Genomic DNA, 17957 nt, shown 5'->3' with positions numbered 1-17957 from the left:
GAAACCATGCAACCAAAACAGTTACTTGACTTAGCCGAGACTTTTGGAAATCCGTTATATGTTTATGATGCTGATAAAATTGCTTTTCAGTACCAACGCTTAACCAATGCTTTTTCTAAAGTTGAAAAATTGCGTATTAATTATGCGATGAAAGCGTTATCGAATGTTTCTATTTTAAAGCTGCTTAAGAATTTAGGTTCGGGATTAGATACGGTTTCTGTTCAAGAAGTGTTGCTGGGTTTGCATGCTGGTTTTACTCCAGATAAAATTATTTTTACTCCCAACGGAGTTTCTTTTGAAGAGATTGAGGAAGTCGCTAAGATGGGAGTTCAAATCAATATTGATAACCTTTCGATTTTGGAACATTTTGGCACTAAGTATCCTAAGGTTCCTGTTTGCATCCGTATCAATCCGCATGTGATGGCGGGTGGGAATGAGAACATTTCTGTGGGGCATATTGATAGTAAGTTTGGAATATCGATTTATCAAATTCCGCATGTGTTGCGTATTGTTGAGAATACAAAGATGAATATCAATGGTATTCACATGCATACTGGTTCTGATATTTTAGATATCGAAGTGTTTTTGTATGCTTCGGAAATATTGTTTGATACTGCGAAACAATTTAAAAATTTAGAGTTCCTTGATTTTGGTTCCGGTTTTAAAGTGCCTTATAAAAAAGACGATATCGAAACCAACGTAGAAGAGTTGGGTAAAAAACTAACTAAGCGTTTCTTGGCCTTTGAAAAAGAATATGGTCGCGAACTAACCTTAGCATTTGAACCTGGTAAATTCTTAGTGAGTGAAGCTGGATTCTTTTTGGCCAAAGTGAATGTAGTAAAACAAACTACTTCGACCGTTTTTGCTGGCATTGATAGTGGTTTCAATCACTTGATTCGCCCTATGTTTTATGGTTCGCAACATTATATTGAAAACATATCCAATCCTAAAGGGAAAGAGCGTTTTTACACCATAGTAGGTTACATCTGTGAAACGGATACGTTTGCTAATAACCGTAGGATTGCTGAAATTCACGAAGGCGACACGTTATGTTTTAGAAATGCGGGGGCTTATTGCTTCTCGATGGCTTCTAATTATAACTCGCGTTTTAAACCCGCAGAAGTTTTATGGAAAGATGGTAAAGGCCATTTGATAAGAGAACGAGAAACCCTTGATGATTTATTACAGAATCAAATTATGATAGATTTGTAGCATACCATCCCACTTAGGTGGGATTTTTTATGGATTACAAATAGTGTTTTAGAGGTTGCAGTAGCTTTTTCGGACATTGGTTATGTGTTTTCGGAGGTTGGTCATGTAATTTCGGAGGTAAGTTATTGCTTTTCGGACGTAGGTCATGTGTTTTCGGGCGCTGGTCATGTGATTTCGGACATTGGTCATTGCTTTTCGGACATTGGTCATTGCTTTTTGGAGGTTGGTGATTCAATATCGGAGTTTGGCCATTGCTTTTCGGAGGTTGGTGATTCAATTTAGGAGTTTGGTTATATAATTTCGGGAAGTTTTGTTTGAAAGTTTTGTTTTGAGCAGAATATGAAATATTATTTTTCACTACATTAGACTTACTAAAATGTAATTAATTCAATGGAAAAAGAAGCCATTATATCCAAAATAAATAGTAATCATAATTCATTTATAGATTACATTTCACATTTAACTGAGGAAGAATTTGAGTATTGTTATGCTGATAAGTGGACCGCTGGGCAACAGTTGGAGCATATCTATTTATCAGTAAAACCACTTAATCAGGCTTTAGTTCTTCCAAAATTTTTATTGAAGTTTCTATTTGGAAAAGCTAATAGACCTAGTAAAACTTATGAGGAATTAGTAAAACGGTATCAAGATAAATTACAAGCAGGCGGGAGAGCTACTAGTAGATTTGTACCAAAGGTTATTCCTATTAGTCAAAAAATGGAACTAATTGAAAACCTAAACCTTATGATTCCCAAATTAACATCGAAAATAACTCGCTTTACAGAAACTGATTTAGATGTTATTATTTTACCCCATCCATTATTGGGAAAAATAACCCTTAGAGAGATGTTATATTTTACAGCCTATCACGTTGAACATCATCAAGAACTAACGAAAAGAAATTTAGCCAATAGAAATAATTAAATTATGCTTACCAACATTCATCCCAAGCTTCCCATGCGTGATAAAGCTATTACTCGGGAGTATTATATCAATCAATTAGGTTTTCATGAATTTGGCAGTGCTGATTATGAGGGTTATCTAATGGTAGAGAAGGACAATATCCAAATTCATTTTTTTGAATTCAAAACGTTAGACCCGAAAGAAAACTATGGACAGGTTTACATCCGAACGGATAACATCGAAACGTTTTACCAAACCTTATTAGACAATAAAATAAGAATCCATCCGAATGGCTATTTAGAAGCTAAACCATGGGGGCAACGGGAATTTTCTTTACTTGACCCCGACCATAATTTGTTGACCTTTGGGGAAAGTCTATAACTTAAAAAGGCTCCTAAGAGCCTTTTATTATTTATCCAGAATCTCTGTTAAGACTTGGGCTTCGGTTCCGTTAGGAAGGGCTACTTTTATTTTTTGAGCAATGGTTGGTGCTATTTCTGTAATTACTTTTCGGTCGCTGGTTTGTCCTGGTTTAATGTTCCAACCAAAGAAAAGTAAAGGCACATGAGTATCATAACTATATGGTGTACCGTGTGAGGTTCCCGTTGCTCCATATTCGATGTAACCTGGTTTGTCTAGAATTATTAAGTCACCATCTTGTGTGGCATCATATCCTTTAGCAATGCAATTTAAATAATAATCAGTGCCAGTATTGGCTAAGATTTCTTCTTCAGAATAGACCCTTTTTACTTGGTCTTGGGTCATTAAATAGTCTTTGAATGCTTGTTTCACTTTGGAAACTTCAAGCCCTTTTATTTTGATTTTTTCTTTATCTACAAAGAGATTGAAATTAGAATAGTTCCATACTAAATCCTCACCAAAAGTATCGGTTGAGAATTTCTTTAATCCTTTTACTATTTCTTTGGTTTCTATATTGATGACGTTGTATTTGTTGTCGTTTAGGAATTTAGCATTTTCAGCTCCGGCATGATCGGCTGTTAAGAATAAAAGATAATTCCCTTTGCCCACTGTTTTATCTAAATAAGCTAGGAAGTCAGCAATGGTATTATCTAAACGCAAATAGGTATCTTGTAACTCCATTGAACGCGGTCCTAAAATATGCCCCATGTAATCTGTAGAAGAAAAACTAACCGTTAAGAAATCGGTTATATTGTCTTTCCCTAATTGTTCTTTATCAATAGCCGTTTTGGCAAACTCCTCCAATAAATCATTTCCATAAGGAGTTGATCGAAGAATACCTGCATCATTTTTAACGGTATAAGCACTTTTTAAATCATACGGAAAAATAGGTTTGGCACCGTTTGGTTTTCCTTCATAAATATTATCATCTGGTAAACTTTCATCATAGGTTTCCTTTGGTTTTAGTAAATCCCAACCTTTATTGATATAAGGCATGAAGTGTTTTTCATTGTTAAATTGGGTAACCCAATCAGGCAAAGCCGTTCCGTAGAAAGTACTGGATATAAAAGATCCTGTTTTGCTGTACCAAAAGGCCCAATTGGCAAAATGTCCGGCAGGTAAAATAGCTCCACGGTCTTTTAAACTCATTCCGATTACTTTTCCTTTGAAGTTGGTGGCCAATCGCAATTCATCTGTTATCGTTGTAGACAGTAAATTTTTAGGAGACATTTCGCCTTCTTCTTTTGTTCCATCACCAATAGTTTGCACCGAGGCATCATCGGTACAATAAACGTCCTTGCCTAGTTTTCTGCTGAACCATTCGTTCCCTACAATTCCATGAGTGGCTGGTGTTGTTCCTGTATAGATGGACGCGTGACCAGGAGCGGTATAAGTGGGCATGTAGTTATAATGGGTATTCTGAAAAGTGTAGCCTTCCTTCATCAATCGTTTAAAACCATTCTCTGAAAAGTCACTTTGAAAGCGGTAGAGGTATTCCATTTTCATTTGGTCTACCACGATGCCCACCACTAATTTTGGACGTTGTTGTGCTGACAGATTGGAAATAATCAATAAGAAAGCGAAGGAAAGAAACTTATTCATGAGTTGTAATTATATTTTACAAAAGTACATATTCAACTGAATAGTAGCCTAAAAAAAATGCACTCTGTTCTTAGAGTGCATTTTAGTAAAAATCCCAACTTTATTAACAACAACTAACTGAAATTATTTCAAAATCATAAAAGTACATCTACGGTTGGTAGCGTGTTCTGCTGGAGTACAATCGTTTTTAGGACAAATAATTAACGGTTTTGTTTCTCCGTATCCAATGGAACGAAGTCGTTTTCTATCGATGCCATTTTTCACTAAATACTCTAAAGCAGAAGCGGCTCTTTTATTGGACAGTCTTAAATTATAAACATCTGATGCACGTGAATCTGTATGAGCACCAATCTCGATTTCCATGTATGGATATTTTTTAAGGATACCTAAAAGCACATTTAAAACTTGGGCTGCTTGAGGTTTAATATCCCATTTATTCAAGTCGAAGTAAATATTTTCAAGCTCAATCAAAACCGTTCCATCCGCTTGTTTGTTGATGATATCTTCGGCATCATAATACGATTGGACTTTCATTTGTAAATCTATATACACTTTGCCTTTTTGGCTAGTATCAAACTCGGCTTCGGCAGGAATATAAAAATCTTTGAAAGCCATAATTTTGTATTTCCTATTAGGCTCTGTGTTGAAATCAAAAGTACCATCTTTACCCACTAAAACTTCTTCAAGCAAATTACCTTTATCGTCAAATAATTTTACTGTAGCACCAGGTAAAAGTTCAGTTGTTTTAACATCTCGAACTTCTCCTTCCACTAAATATTGCAATTTATTTTCTTCTTGAACAAAGGTATACAAGTTATCATCACCCGTTCTGTTAGAGGCGAAATAGCCTTTTTGAGTTTTTTCATCAAGAATGAAATTGAAATCATCCATTTCACTATTAATAGTGGAGCCAAGATTAAGTGGTTTATCAAATTCGGTATCGCTAATTTTCAAGCTCATAAAAACATCTAAATTTCCATTCCCTTGATGCCCATCTGATGCAAAATAGAGCGTTCCATCTTCTGTCAGGAAAGGAAATTGTTCTCTGTGGATTGTATTGATTGTCTCTCCTAAATTTCTGGGTTGACTGTAGGTTCCATCTTCATTAACATCTACGACATAAATATCCATTGAGCCTTCAAACGAACCAGGCATATCACTGGCAAAATACAATTTCTTACCATCTTTAGTCAAGAAAGGATGTTCAACTGAATAGGTATCGCTTGAAAAAGGCAACATGGTTACTTTGTCCCATTTTCCGTTTACAAACTCTGCTTTGTAAATTTTGATCATGGCTACTTTCTCATTACCAACTTTGACTTGCTTTTCTCCACTTCTGTTGAAATACATGATTTTACCATCGGCACTAAACGTGGCGTTACTTTCGTGTTTCTTGGTATTGATAACATCAGAAAAAGGCTCTACATCGGTCAATTGTCCTTGGCTATTTACTTTTGCTGAAAACAAGTCAAGATAAGGTCTGTCGTTCCATCCGTATGCTTTATCAGCAGCATTTCTGAGGGACGCAAAGACTACTTTATCCCCATAGAAAGAAATTCCAAAATCACCGTTGGTCTTATTTTTCGACATCATTTGCAACTTGAAACTAGTAGGTATGTTTCTCGTTATGTTTTTCATGAATTTAGGAGTGCTTTGTTCGTATCCTAAATATTCACTCATGATAGCATCGCCTTTATCAAAATCTTTTGTTCCTTTCAAGGCATTAGCATATCTGAAAAACACTTCCTTTTTAACACTGTCTTTATAGGTAAAAAACAATTGTCCATATGCCCGAACGGCATTGTTCATTTGGAAATTATAGTAATAGCAATCGCCTAAATTTTGCAACACTTGTTTCGATTGAGGCACTTGCTCATAAGCCTCTGCAGCTTTGACATAAGCTTTTCTTCCAAATAAAGAATTGGCTTCTTTAACACTAGCTTTCTTTTGGGCAAAAAGAGTGGTGATACTGCAAAAAACAAAAAGTATGTAGTAGAATTTTTTCATCATTTTCATTTTTAAAAGAACCTTGGTGATTTGTCGTATCCTTTACCTGATGAAGAGAGTTTATTTGAATCTAAATCAAATAGTAAAAATACTTCGTGAGAACCCGAATTGAATCTACCCAAATTGGATAACGTATAATCATAGGAATATCCAATTCTGAGTGTTGGTGTAATATAAAAACTGGCTAATCCGCTAACCGAATCTCCCAATCTATAGCCAGCACCTAATTCAAATTTGTTATTAATTAAAACATTCGTCGTTAAATCTAAAGCAACAGGGGCTCCTTCTACTCCTTTGGCCATGAATGCTGGTTTTAATTTGAAATTATCATTTCCGTTAAACGTAAATACATAACCACTGGTTAAGAAAAAATGTACCGATTCCACACCACTTCCTGGACGTCCGTTTATGGTTTCAATATGTCTTGAAGTCATTAAATTAGGGGTGGAAAAACCAACATAATAATTGGGTCCAAACAAATACGTTCCGGCACCAATATTCGGAAAGGTTTTACTAATGTTATCCTGAAATGCTGGATCTATCGTAGGGTCGGTATAGACAAATCCGTTAAAATCGGTGTTAAATAAAGTAACTCCCGCTTTCAATCCGAATGATAATTTTACCGATTCGTTTAAAGGAATTACATAAGCAAAATCGGCAAAGATGTTATTTTCTCTTACCACATTACCAATTTCATCGTGTACCACTGAAATACCCATTTCCACTCTTTTCGACAACGGTTTGTGAGCGAAGAACGTTTGGGTCGTTGGTGCTCCTTTTATTCCTACCCATTGGGCACGATATAATCCTCCTAAATTAATTACATCTGGATTATCTGTTGCATATGCTGGATTGACCACACTCATGTTATACATATAATGAGTGAACTGCGGATCTTGTTGTGCGTGTAACTTTGAAGTCAAAAATACCACAAGCAGCACTAAGAGATATTTTATAATTTTATGTTTCATATTTGTACTCATTGCTCCTTATCTGTTTAGATATACTCTACCTTGAATGGCACTTTTTATTCCGTCATTAAAATCAAGAATATAAAAATAAACCCCAGTTGGTAATAATTTGTCGCCTAAATTCAAACCACCTACGGTAGTTGTTCCGTCCCAATTTGGAACGTTTATATCTCCTTTATAAACTAAACTTCCGTAGCGATTATAGATTTCTAATTTGAAATTTGGGAATAAAATAGCAAGATGTGGAATTTCAAAAGTGTCATTGATTCCGTCGTTGTTTGGTGAGAAACCATCTGGTATTACAACATCACAAACCGTCAAATCTACCTTAACAGGAAGGCGAGTTGCACTTTCGCAACCATTTGCAGAAACAAGAGCTCCATAATAGGTTGTTCCATTAACTAATAAATCGGCATCGCTATAAGCAGTTCCACCAATATTGGCATTATACCAAATTACTGTAGGAGTTCCAACAATATTAGCCGATAGACTTGCGATAGTTGGCGCTGGGATAAGCGTTCCGCAGAAAAGTTCACCATTTGGATTTAAAACTGGTGTTGCTAATGGCGCTACATTGAAAGTAGCTATTGGGAATACTGTGCCTGTAATACCACAAGTTGATGCAGTAGCAGTCAAGTTATTAATTGTTATAGTAGTATTTCCATTATTTACTATATCCGTTCCAGTTATGGTAAATGTTGTTGCTCCTCCTGTGAATGTGACAGAAACTGTTGCTGTTGCAGTATTTGCACCAGATAATTGATAGGTAATAGAATAATTACCATCTGCTAAACTAGTCGCTCCTGAAATAGTTACTACACTACCTATATTAGTACAAGTATCTTGAGCTGCAACTGTTGCTCCAGTAGTGTTTGGAATTGGATTGATGACAAAACTAACCGTAGCATTTTCATTGGCATTGGTACAAGCTGTTGTGGCTACAATTCCATTAATTGTTAATGTGTAGTTTCCAGCAGTAGGGAATACTGATGATGGAATTGCAAATTGACCTGCACCAGAAGTTATGGTTACATTTCCTGAATTTCCTGCTATTGGCGTTCCATTTGGAATCGAATAACTAAATTGATATACATCATCAGGGAGATTTGTAGCTCCTGAGATATTCACCACTATACCATTGCCAAAACAAACATTGGTCACACTTAAGTTGGTATTATCAACATCAGCAAGTGGTCTAATGATAATTTGTTGGACAACATTGGTTAGTGTGTTTGAACAAGTAGTTGTATTATTTACAATACTTGTAAATGTAATTACTGTTGTACCAACGTTTGGTAATGAGGCACTAGGAACAGTAAAGCTTCCGATACCAGATGCTATGGTAACTATTACTGATTGTCCTGCTAATGTGTTACTTCCTGATAAATCATAATTTAAGGTGTAAGTTCCATCAACCATTCCGTTAAGGCTCACAATAACACCGCTTCCTAAACATGCAGGAGAAACGGATACATTGAATGTTGCTAATTGTGGTGTAGCCAAAATAGTAAATTGCACTACTTCAGAATCTGATCCACACGCATTGGTAAGTGAATAGGTATAACTATATGTTCCAGCTGTGAAATTGATGATATTCAATGGTGATGTTACCGCTTGTCCATTACTATCAGTCCATCCTCCTCCAGCATCTTCATTTGTTAAAAGTGAGGCCAAATCAAGAACTCCTATTGAAGCACAATATGATGGTACTGGTGTAACAGCAGTTCCCGCTGATAAAGGAGCAACAACTGTAAATGTAATGTTGGCATCTTCATTAGTGTTTGAACAACCTATTGTGGTAGTGATGGTGTTAATAGTAAGCGTATAACTTCCAACGGTAGCAATAACTGACGCCGGAATTGTAAACTGACCAACACCACCTGTAATGGTTACATCACCCGAATTTCCTGTTGATGGCGTTCCGGTTGGAATAGTGTAATCAAATTGATAAACACCATCTGGAAGATTAACAGCGTTAGTAATATCCACTACTGCATTTGAATTTATACAAACAGATGAAACGGCCAAATTAGTATTGTCTATTTGTACAATTGGATTAATGGTGATGCTTCCAGCTACATTAGTCAAAGTGGTTTGACAAGTTAATGCTGTATCTTGAATTGTAGTAAAGGTAATAATAGTGATTCCTGTATTAGGAACATTGGCAGCAGGGATGGTAAAGCTTCCTGTTGTTCCCGAAATTACAACCGTAGCTGTTTGATTTGCTAATGTATTGCTTCCATTTAAATCATAGTTCAACGTATAACTTCCATCAACCATTCCTGTCAAATTAACCACGACATCAGTGCCTATACAAGCTGTTGCATTGGTAATGTTTGCTGACGTTATTACTGGATTTGGTAAAATTATGAAATGAACATCTGTGGTAAAAGTTCCGCAGGCATTAGTAACACTATAAGTATAGGTGTAAGTTCCTGCAGCAAAAGCACTGACATCAATTGGTGAAGGTGTTGACCATGTTCCCCCTGCATCTTGACCTGTTAATAAAGTAGTCAAATCTATAGTTCCAACAGAAGTACAATAAGAAGGCGTTGGTGTAACTGCTGTTCCTGATGACAGTGGAGCAACTACCGCAAATGTGATATTAGCATTTTGACTAGTATTAGAACAGCCTGTTATAGTAGTAATTCCAGTAACCGTAATGGTATAGTTTCCAACAGCTGCAATAACCGATGCTGGGACAGAAAACTGACCTACTCCTCCAGTTATAGTAACATCTCCTGAATTTCCTGTTGCAGGAGTTCCTGTTGGAATTGAATAATCAAATTGATAAACTCCGTCAGGTAAATTAATAGCATTTGAAATTTCAACTATGGCATTAGATCCAATACATACAGAAGAAACTGCTATATTAGTATTGTTAATTTGCACTAATGGATTAACGGTAATCGTAGCCAGTATAGCGGTCAAAGTCACTTGACAAGTAGATGTAGTATCTTGAATGGTATTAAAGGTAATGGTTGTAGTTCCCGTATTAGGAATACTAATAGTAGGAACTGTAAAACTTCCAACTCCTCCTGAAATCACAACCGTTATCGTTTGATTTGCTAATATATTACTTCCACTTAAACTATAATTCAGACTATACGTTCCATCCACCATTCCAGCTAAATTAACAACTGCATCAGTCCCTACGCAAGCAGCAGCATTACTAATGTTTGTATTTGTTAAGATTGGATTTGGTAGAACTGTAAATTGTACATCCGTAGTAAAAGTTCCGCAGGTATTTGTAACACTATAAGTATAGGTATAAGTTCCGGCAACAAAGCTTGAAATGTTAACTGGTGAAGGTGTTGACCATGTTCCTCCTGCATCCTGACCAGTTAATAAAGTATTTAAATCAATAGTCCCAACTGAAGTACAATAAGAAGGAGTCGGTGTAACAGCTGTTCCTGGCGAGAGTGGGCCAACAACTGCAAAAGTAATATTAGCATCTTGGCTAGTGTTAGAACATCCATTTGTGATGGTAATTCCACTAATCGTAATGGTATAATTTCCAATGGTTGCAAAAACAGAAGCTGGAACAGAGAACTGACCTACACCACCTGTAATCGTTACATCTCCTGAATTTCCAGTTGGCGGAGTTGCTGTAGGAATTACATAATCAAATTGATATATTCCATCAGGAAGATTAACCGCATTTGAAATTTCAACGACTGCATTTGAACCAATACAGATGGAAGAAACAGCAATGTTAGTATTGCTAATTTGCACTAACGGTTTCACTGTAATCGTTGCCAATATACCCGTTAAAGTAACTTGACATGTTGAGGCAGTATCTTGAATGGTAGTAAAGGTAATTGTAGTGGTTCCTGTATTAGGAAGACTAGTCGCAGGAACAGTAAAGTTCCCTACTCCACCAGAAATTACGACAGTTGCCGTTTGATTTGCTAATGTATTACTTCCACTTAAACTATAATTCAAACTATAAGTTCCATCAACCATTCCCGTTAAATTAATTAAGGCATCAGCACCAACACAAGCAGAGGCATTGATAACATTTGCATTAGTTAAGATTGGATTTGGAAGAACCGTAAAGTTAACATCCGTAGTATGAGTTCCACAAGAATTAGTTACCGAATAAGTATAAGTATAAGTTCCAGCAGTAAAGCCAGAAATGTTAACTGGTGAAGGTGTTGACCATGTTCCGCCTGCATCCTGACCAGTTATTAATGTATTCAAGTCGATAGTTCCTACTGATGTACATACTGGTGGAATAGTAACTGCAGTTCCTGGATTTGATAATGGATTCACAATTACTGTAACCGTAGAAGTAGCATTAGCACATGGTGAAGTTCCTATAACTGTATAAGTAAAATGATAAGTTCCAACACCAACGGTCGATGGATTGAATATGTTGTTTGTCAACGCATTTGTTGCATCATCGTCATTCCATGTACCTGATCCTTGTGTACCATTTAAACCTGTGGATAAATCAAATGAAGTGATATCAGCACAAGTATTTAAAGTCTGTCCAGTTCCTCCAGAATTTGGAGCTGTAACTATCGCAACTGTAACTGTTGCTGTTGATGGAGTAACACAAGTTCCTCCAACTGTATAGGCATAGGCGCCCGCTGTATCAACTGCTGGATTGAAAACACCAGTTCCACTAGCTAAAGCTGGCGACCAAGTTCCTCCTGCTTGTGGTGTTCCTCCTAATGAAAGGAATAAATCTTCAGAAGTTCCATTAGAACAAAATGTTTTAGGTGCATCAATACCAGCATCTGGAATTGGATTTACGGTAACCGATATAGTAGCAGAATCGCTAGAACATGGAGCTGTTCCAGACAAAGTATAAACATAATCCCCTTGTGGATCAACAGCTGGATCAAATAAACCAGTTCCACTAGCCATTGGTGGTGACCATGTACCGCCTGTTTGTGCATTTGGTCCTAATAATAAGAATAAGTCTTTTGGAGGATTATTGACACAGATTGTAAGTGTATTGTTTGCTCCTGCTTCTGGTCCTTGAACAACAGTAACAGTAACTGTTGAAATATCGTCAATACAAGGTGCAATACCTGTAATAGTATATGTATAAACTCCAGATGTATCTATAGCAGGATTAAAAATTCCTGTTCCACTAGCTAAAGGTGGTGACCATGTTCCTCCTAATTGTGGTGTTCCTCCCAGTGAGGCAATTAAATCAACTGAGTTTTGATTTGAACAAATAGTCAATGGTGCATCAATTCCAGCATCTGGTATTGGATTGATAACCACTGTGGTTTGTGCTGGTAATGCTGGACATGTCGTTGTGGTGTTGGTAGCGATAACGCTATAAACTCCTGCCGTAGTGGTAGTAAAGGTAGCAACGTTTCCTGGATTGGTAGCTCCCGATGGAACTGTCCATACATATGTATAAGTCCCTGCTGGACTCGGAGTAGCCGTTACGGTAGCTGGTGTCCCTTGACATACTGGAGCACTACTAACCGTTACTGTTGGTATTGGATTAATAACCACTGTGGTTTGTGCTGGTTGTGCTGGACAAGTCGTTGTGGTGTTGGTAGCGATAACGCTATAAACTCCTGCCGTAGTGGTAGTAAAGGTAGCAACGTTTCCTGGATTGGTAGCTCCCGATGGCACTGTCCATAGATATGTATAAGTCCCTACTGGACTTGGAGTAGCCGTTACGGTAGCTGGTGTCCCTTGACATACTGGTGCACTACTAACCGTTACTGTTGGTATTGGATTAATAACCACTGTGGTTTGTGCTGGTTGTGCTGGACAAGTCGTTGTGGTATTGGTAGCAATTACACTATAAACTCCTGCTGTAGTGGTAGTGAATGTAGCAACGTTTCCTGGATTGGTAGCTCCCGATGGCACTGTCCATAGATATGTATAAGTCCCTGCTGGACTTGGAGTAGCCGTTACGGTAGCTGGTGTCCCTTGACACACTGGAGCACTACTAACCGTTACTGTTGGTATTGGATTAATAACCACTGTGGTTTGTGCTGGTTGTGCTGGACAAGTCGTTGTGGTGTTGGTAGCGATAACACTATAAACTCCAGCCGTAGTGGTAGTGAATGTAGCAACGTTTCCTGGATTGGTAGCTCCCGATGGCACTGTCCATACATATGTATAAGTCCCCGCTGGACTCGGAGTAGCCGTTACGGTAGCTGGTGTCCCTTGACATACTGGTGCACTACTAACCGTTACTGTTGGTATTGGATTAATAACCACTGTGGTTTGTGCTGGTTGTGCTGGACAAGTCGTTGTGGTATTGGTAGCAATTACACTATAAACTCCTGCTGTAGTGGTAGTGAATGTAGCAACGTTTCCTGGATTGGTAGCTCCCGATGGAACAGTCCATACATATGTATAAGTCCCTGCTGGACTCGGAGTAGCCGTTACGGTAGCCGGTGTCCCTTGACACACTGGAGCACTACTAACGGTTACTGTTGGTAATGGATTAATAACCACTGTGGTTTGTGCTGGTAATGCTGGACATGTCGTTGTGGTGTTGGTAGCGATAACGCTATAAACTCCTGCCGTAGTGGTAGTAAAGGTAGCAACGTTTCCTGGATTGGTAGCTCCCGATGGAACTGTCCATACATATGTATAAGTCCCTGCTGGACTCGGAGTAGCCGTTACGGTAGCTGGTGTCCCTTGACATACTGGAGCACTACTAACCGTTACTGTTGGTATTGGATTAATAACCACTGTGGTTTGTGCTGGTTGTGCTGGACAAGTCGTTGTGGTGTTGGTAGCGATAACGCTATAAACTCCTGCCGTAGTGGTAGTAAAGGTAGCAACGTTTCCTGGATTGGTAGCTCCCGATGGCACTGTCCATAGATATGTATAAGTCCCTACTGGACTTGGAGTAGCCGTTACGGTAGCTGGTGTCCCTTGACATACTGGTGCACTACTAACCGTTACTGTTGGTATTGGATTAATAACCACTGTGGTTTGTGCTGGTTGTGCTGGACAAGTCGTTGTGGTATTGGTAGCAATTACACTATAAACTCCTGCTGTAGTGGTAGTGAATGTAGCAACGTTTCCTGGATTGGTAGCTCCCGATGGCACTGTCCATAGATATGTATAAGTCCCTGCTGGACTTGGAGTAGCCGTTACGGTAGCTGGTGTCCCTTGACACACTGGAGCACTACTAACCGTTACTGTTGGTATTGGATTAATAACCACTGTGGTTTGTGCTGGTTGTGCTGGACAAGTCGTTGTGGTGTTGGTAGCGATAACACTATAAACTCCAGCCGTAGTGGTAGTGAATGTAGCAACGTTTCCTGGATTGGTAGCTCCCGATGGCACTGTCCATACATATGTATAAGTCCCTGCTGGACTTGGAGTAGCCGTTACGGTAGCTGGTGTCCCTTGACACACTGGAGCACTACTAACCGTTACTGTTGGTATTGGATTAATAACCACTGTGGTTTGTGCTGGTTGTGCTGGACAAGTCGTTGTGGTGTTGGTAGCGATAACACTATAAACTCCAGCCGTAGTGGTAGTGAATGTAGCAACGTTTCCTGGATTGGTAGCTCCCGATGGAACAGTCCATACATATGTATAAGTCCCTGCTGGACTCGGAGTAGCCGTTACGGTAGCCGGTGTCCCTTGACACACTGGAGCACTACTAACGGTTACTGTTGGTAATGGATTAATAACCACTGTGGTTTGTGCTGGTAGTGCTGGACAAGTCGTTGTGGTATTGGTAGCAATTACACTATAAACTCCTGCTGTACTGGTAGTGAATGTAGCAACGTTGCCAGGATTGGTAGCTCCCGATGGCACTGTCCATACATAAGTATAAGTCCCTGCTGGACTTGGAGTAGCCGTTACTGTAGCTGGTATACCTTGACATACTGGTGCACTACTAACCGTTACTGTTGGTATTGGATTAATAACCACTGTGGTTTGTGCTGGTTGTGCTGGACAAGTCGTTGTGGTATTGGTAGCAATTACACTATAAACTCCTGCTGTAGTGGTAGTAAAGGTAGCAACGTTGCCAGGATTAGTAGCTCCCGATGGAACAGTCCATACATATGTATAAGTCCCTGCTGGACTCGGAGTAGCCGTTACGGTAGCTGGTGTCCCTTGACACACTGGAGCACTACTAACCGTTACTGTTGGTATTGGATTAATAACCACTGTGGTTTGTGCTGGTTGTGCTGGACAAGTCGTTGTGGTATTGGTAGCAATTACACTATAAACTCCTGCCGTAGTGGTAGTGAATGTAGCAACGTTTCCTGGATTGGTAGCTCCCGATGGCACTGTCCATACATATGTATAAGTCCCCGCTGGACTCGGAGTAGCCGTTACTGTAGCTGGTGTCCCTTGACATACTGGTGCACTACTAACCGTTACTGTTGGTATTGGATTAATAACCACTGTGGTTTGTGCTGGTTGTGCTGGACAAGTCGTTGTGGTATTGGTGGCAATTACACTATAAACTCCTGCTGTAGTGGTAGTGAATGTAGCAACGTTTCCTGGATTGGTAGCTCCCGATGGCACTGTCCATACATATGTATAAGTCCCTGCTGGACTCGGAGTAGCCGTTACTGTAGCTGGTGTTCCTTGACATACTGGAGCACTACTAACGGTTACTGTTGGTATTGGATTAATAACCACTGTAGTCTGTGCTGGTTGTGCTGGACAAGTCGTTGTGGTATTGGTAGCAATTACACTATAAACTCCTGCTGTACTGGTAGTGAATGTAGCAACGTTGCCAGGATTGGTAGCTCCCGATGGCACTGTCCATACATAAGTATAAGTCCCTGCTGGACTTGGAGTAGCCGTTACTGTAGCTGGTATACCTTGACATACTGGTGCACTACTAACCGTTACTGTTGGTATTGGATTAATAACCACTGTGGTTTGTGCTGGTTGTGCTGGACAAGTCGTTGTGGTATTGGTAGCAATTACACTATAAACTCCTGCTGTAGTGGTAGTAAAGGTAGCAACGTTGCCAGGATTAGTAGCTCCCGATGGAACAGTCCATACATATGTATAAGTCCCTGCTGGACTCGGAGTAGCCGTTACGGTAGCTGGTGTCCCTTGACACACTGGAGCACTACTAACCGTTACTGTTGGTATTGGATTAATAACCACTGTGGTTTGTGCTGGTTGTGCTGGACAAGTCGTTGTGGTATTGGTAGCAATTACACTATAAACTCCTGCCGTAGTGGTAGTGAATGTAGCAACGTTTCCTGGATTGGTAGCTCCCGATGGCACTGTCCATACATATGTATAAGTCCCCGCTGGACTCGGAGTAGCCGTTACTGTAGCTGGTGTCCCTTGACATACTGGTGCACTACTAACCGTTACTGTTGGTATTGGATTAATAACCACTGTGGTTTGTGCTGGTTGTGCTGGACAAGTCGTTGTGGTATTGGTGGCAATTACACTATAAACTCCTGCTGTAGTGGTAGTGAATGTAGCAACGTTTCCTGGATTGGTAGCTCCCGATGGCACTGTCCATACATATGTATAAGTCCCTGCTGGACTCGGAGTAGCCGTTACTGTAGCTGGTGTTCCTTGACATACTGGAGCACTACTAACGGTTACTGTTGGTATTGGATTAATAACCACTGTAGTCTGTGCTGGTTGTGCTGGACAAGTCGTTGTGGTATTGGTAGCAATTACACTATAAACTCCTGCTGTACTGGTAGTGAATGTAGCAACGTTGCCAGGATTGGTAGCTCCCGATGGCACTGTCCATACATAAGTATAAGTCCCTGCTGGACTTGGAGTAGCCGTTACTGTAGCTGGTATACCTTGACATACTGGTGCACTACTAACGGTTACTGTTGGTATTGGATTGATAGTTATTGTTACTGTCGAAGTATCTGGAGCACATAATGCCGAAGTAACAGTATAAGTAAAAACATAAGGACTTCCTGCCAAAGTCATTGTTGAAGGGTCTACTGTACCTTGCGAGCCATTTATAGTTGCTAAAGGCCCAGTCCAAACTCCTGTATTATCTGGTGTACCTCCTAATAAACTAAACAAATCAAAAGAAGGCGTGGTTGGAACTTGTTCTATGCAAATTCCTCTAGCACCATCAATACCAGCGTTGTTTGGCTCATAAATATTTACTAAAACTTCAAACCTATCGCTACTTTCACAAGGAGGATCTACTGTTGTGGCGTAATAAAACTGACCGTTAACTAAAGGAGTAGATAAATCTAATGGAATACCAAAAGCAGAAGTCAAATACCAATTATTATTTCCAGAAGCTACTAAATCACCAACAGTAGGCATAGCACCCGTATGACAAAATTCTTGGACAGCATTACCTGTTGGTACAGGAACTAATCCAACATTTACAAATAATTGCAACCTAGAAGTTTCACATCCAGTAGCAGGATTAGTTTGACTAATATAATAAATAGTATTATCCGAAAGAACAGCAGTATTTGAAAGTGCAGTACCTCCAGACGGAGTTGTATACCATTTTAAATTATTTCCAACAATAGCAAATTGAGAATTAGTTGGTGTAGCTTGACTCAAACTAGTAACGCAAACTCCTTGAAAGTTAGGTCCAGTTGGAGCTGAATACACTTTAACTATAACACTTTGTCTAGTTCCACAAGTTCCAGTATTATCATCTGCAAAATAATCTTCACCATTTATCAAACTAGTTGAACTTGATAAAGCTGTTGTAGATGTTGCAGTAGCATACCATTTAACCCCTCCCCCATTATCGGTAGCCACAAGACTAGCAATTGTAGGCGATTGTGTATCACAAAATGATTGATTGGCATTTGTTACTGTAGGACATTGAGAATATACAGTATTATTATGTCCGAAAAGACACAACAATAAAAGGAAATAAAAGAAATAGTTTTTAACAAGAGTAGTGATTCTCAT

General features: G+C 39.1%; 7 protein-coding genes. 3 read left to right on the top strand and 4 right to left on the bottom strand.

Going from position 1 to position 17957, the window contains the following annotated elements; translation table 11 throughout:
- Positions 1-6: 6 nt before the first annotated feature.
- The 3 genes from lysA to OLM53_RS13180 all read left to right on the top strand — a co-directional run bounded on the left by lysA (position 7) and on the right by OLM53_RS13180 (position 2496).
- Entirely contained in the window at positions 7-1212 is a 1206-nt protein-coding gene (lysA, locus tag OLM53_RS13190) for a diaminopimelate decarboxylase (RefSeq protein WP_264520686.1), read from the top strand.
- Between the two features lie 390 nt (positions 1213-1602).
- Complete coding sequence (locus tag OLM53_RS13185; RefSeq protein WP_264520685.1) at positions 1603-2136, top strand: DinB family protein; 534 nt, start codon at positions 1603-1605, stop codon at positions 2134-2136.
- Positions 2137-2139: 3 nt separating this feature from the next.
- Complete coding sequence (locus tag OLM53_RS13180; protein WP_264520684.1) at positions 2140-2496, top strand: bleomycin resistance protein; 357 nt, start codon at positions 2140-2142, stop codon at positions 2494-2496.
- Positions 2497-2523: 27 nt separating this feature from the next.
- Here OLM53_RS13180 and pafA read toward each other — a convergent pair whose 3' ends face one another.
- The 4 genes from pafA to OLM53_RS13160 form a co-directional block, all read right to left on the bottom strand.
- The gene (pafA, locus tag OLM53_RS13175) at positions 2524-4137 is read right to left on the bottom strand and encodes an alkaline phosphatase PafA (protein WP_264520683.1); all 1614 of its coding nucleotides are present in this window, start codon (positions 4135-4137) and stop codon (positions 2524-2526) included.
- Positions 4138-4260: 123 nt separating this feature from the next.
- A complete protein-coding gene (locus OLM53_RS13170) occupies positions 4261-6144 on the bottom strand; it encodes an OmpA family protein (protein WP_264520682.1) in 1884 nt (627 codons plus the stop codon).
- An 11-nt stretch (positions 6145-6155) separates the two neighbouring features.
- Entirely contained in the window at positions 6156-7115 is a 960-nt protein-coding gene (locus OLM53_RS13165) for a type IX secretion system membrane protein PorP/SprF (protein ID WP_264520681.1), read from the bottom strand.
- A gap of 18 nt (positions 7116-7133) precedes the next feature.
- Entirely contained in the window at positions 7134-17957 is a 10824-nt protein-coding gene (locus OLM53_RS13160; RefSeq protein WP_264520680.1) for a gliding motility-associated C-terminal domain-containing protein, read from the bottom strand.

It is taken from the genome of Flavobacterium sp. N1994 (genome assembly GCF_025947145.1).
GTDB lineage: Bacteria > Bacteroidota > Bacteroidia > Flavobacteriales > Flavobacteriaceae > Flavobacterium.
Note: the sequence above shows the minus strand (reverse complement) of the source record. Positions and strands in the feature narration are given on the sequence as shown.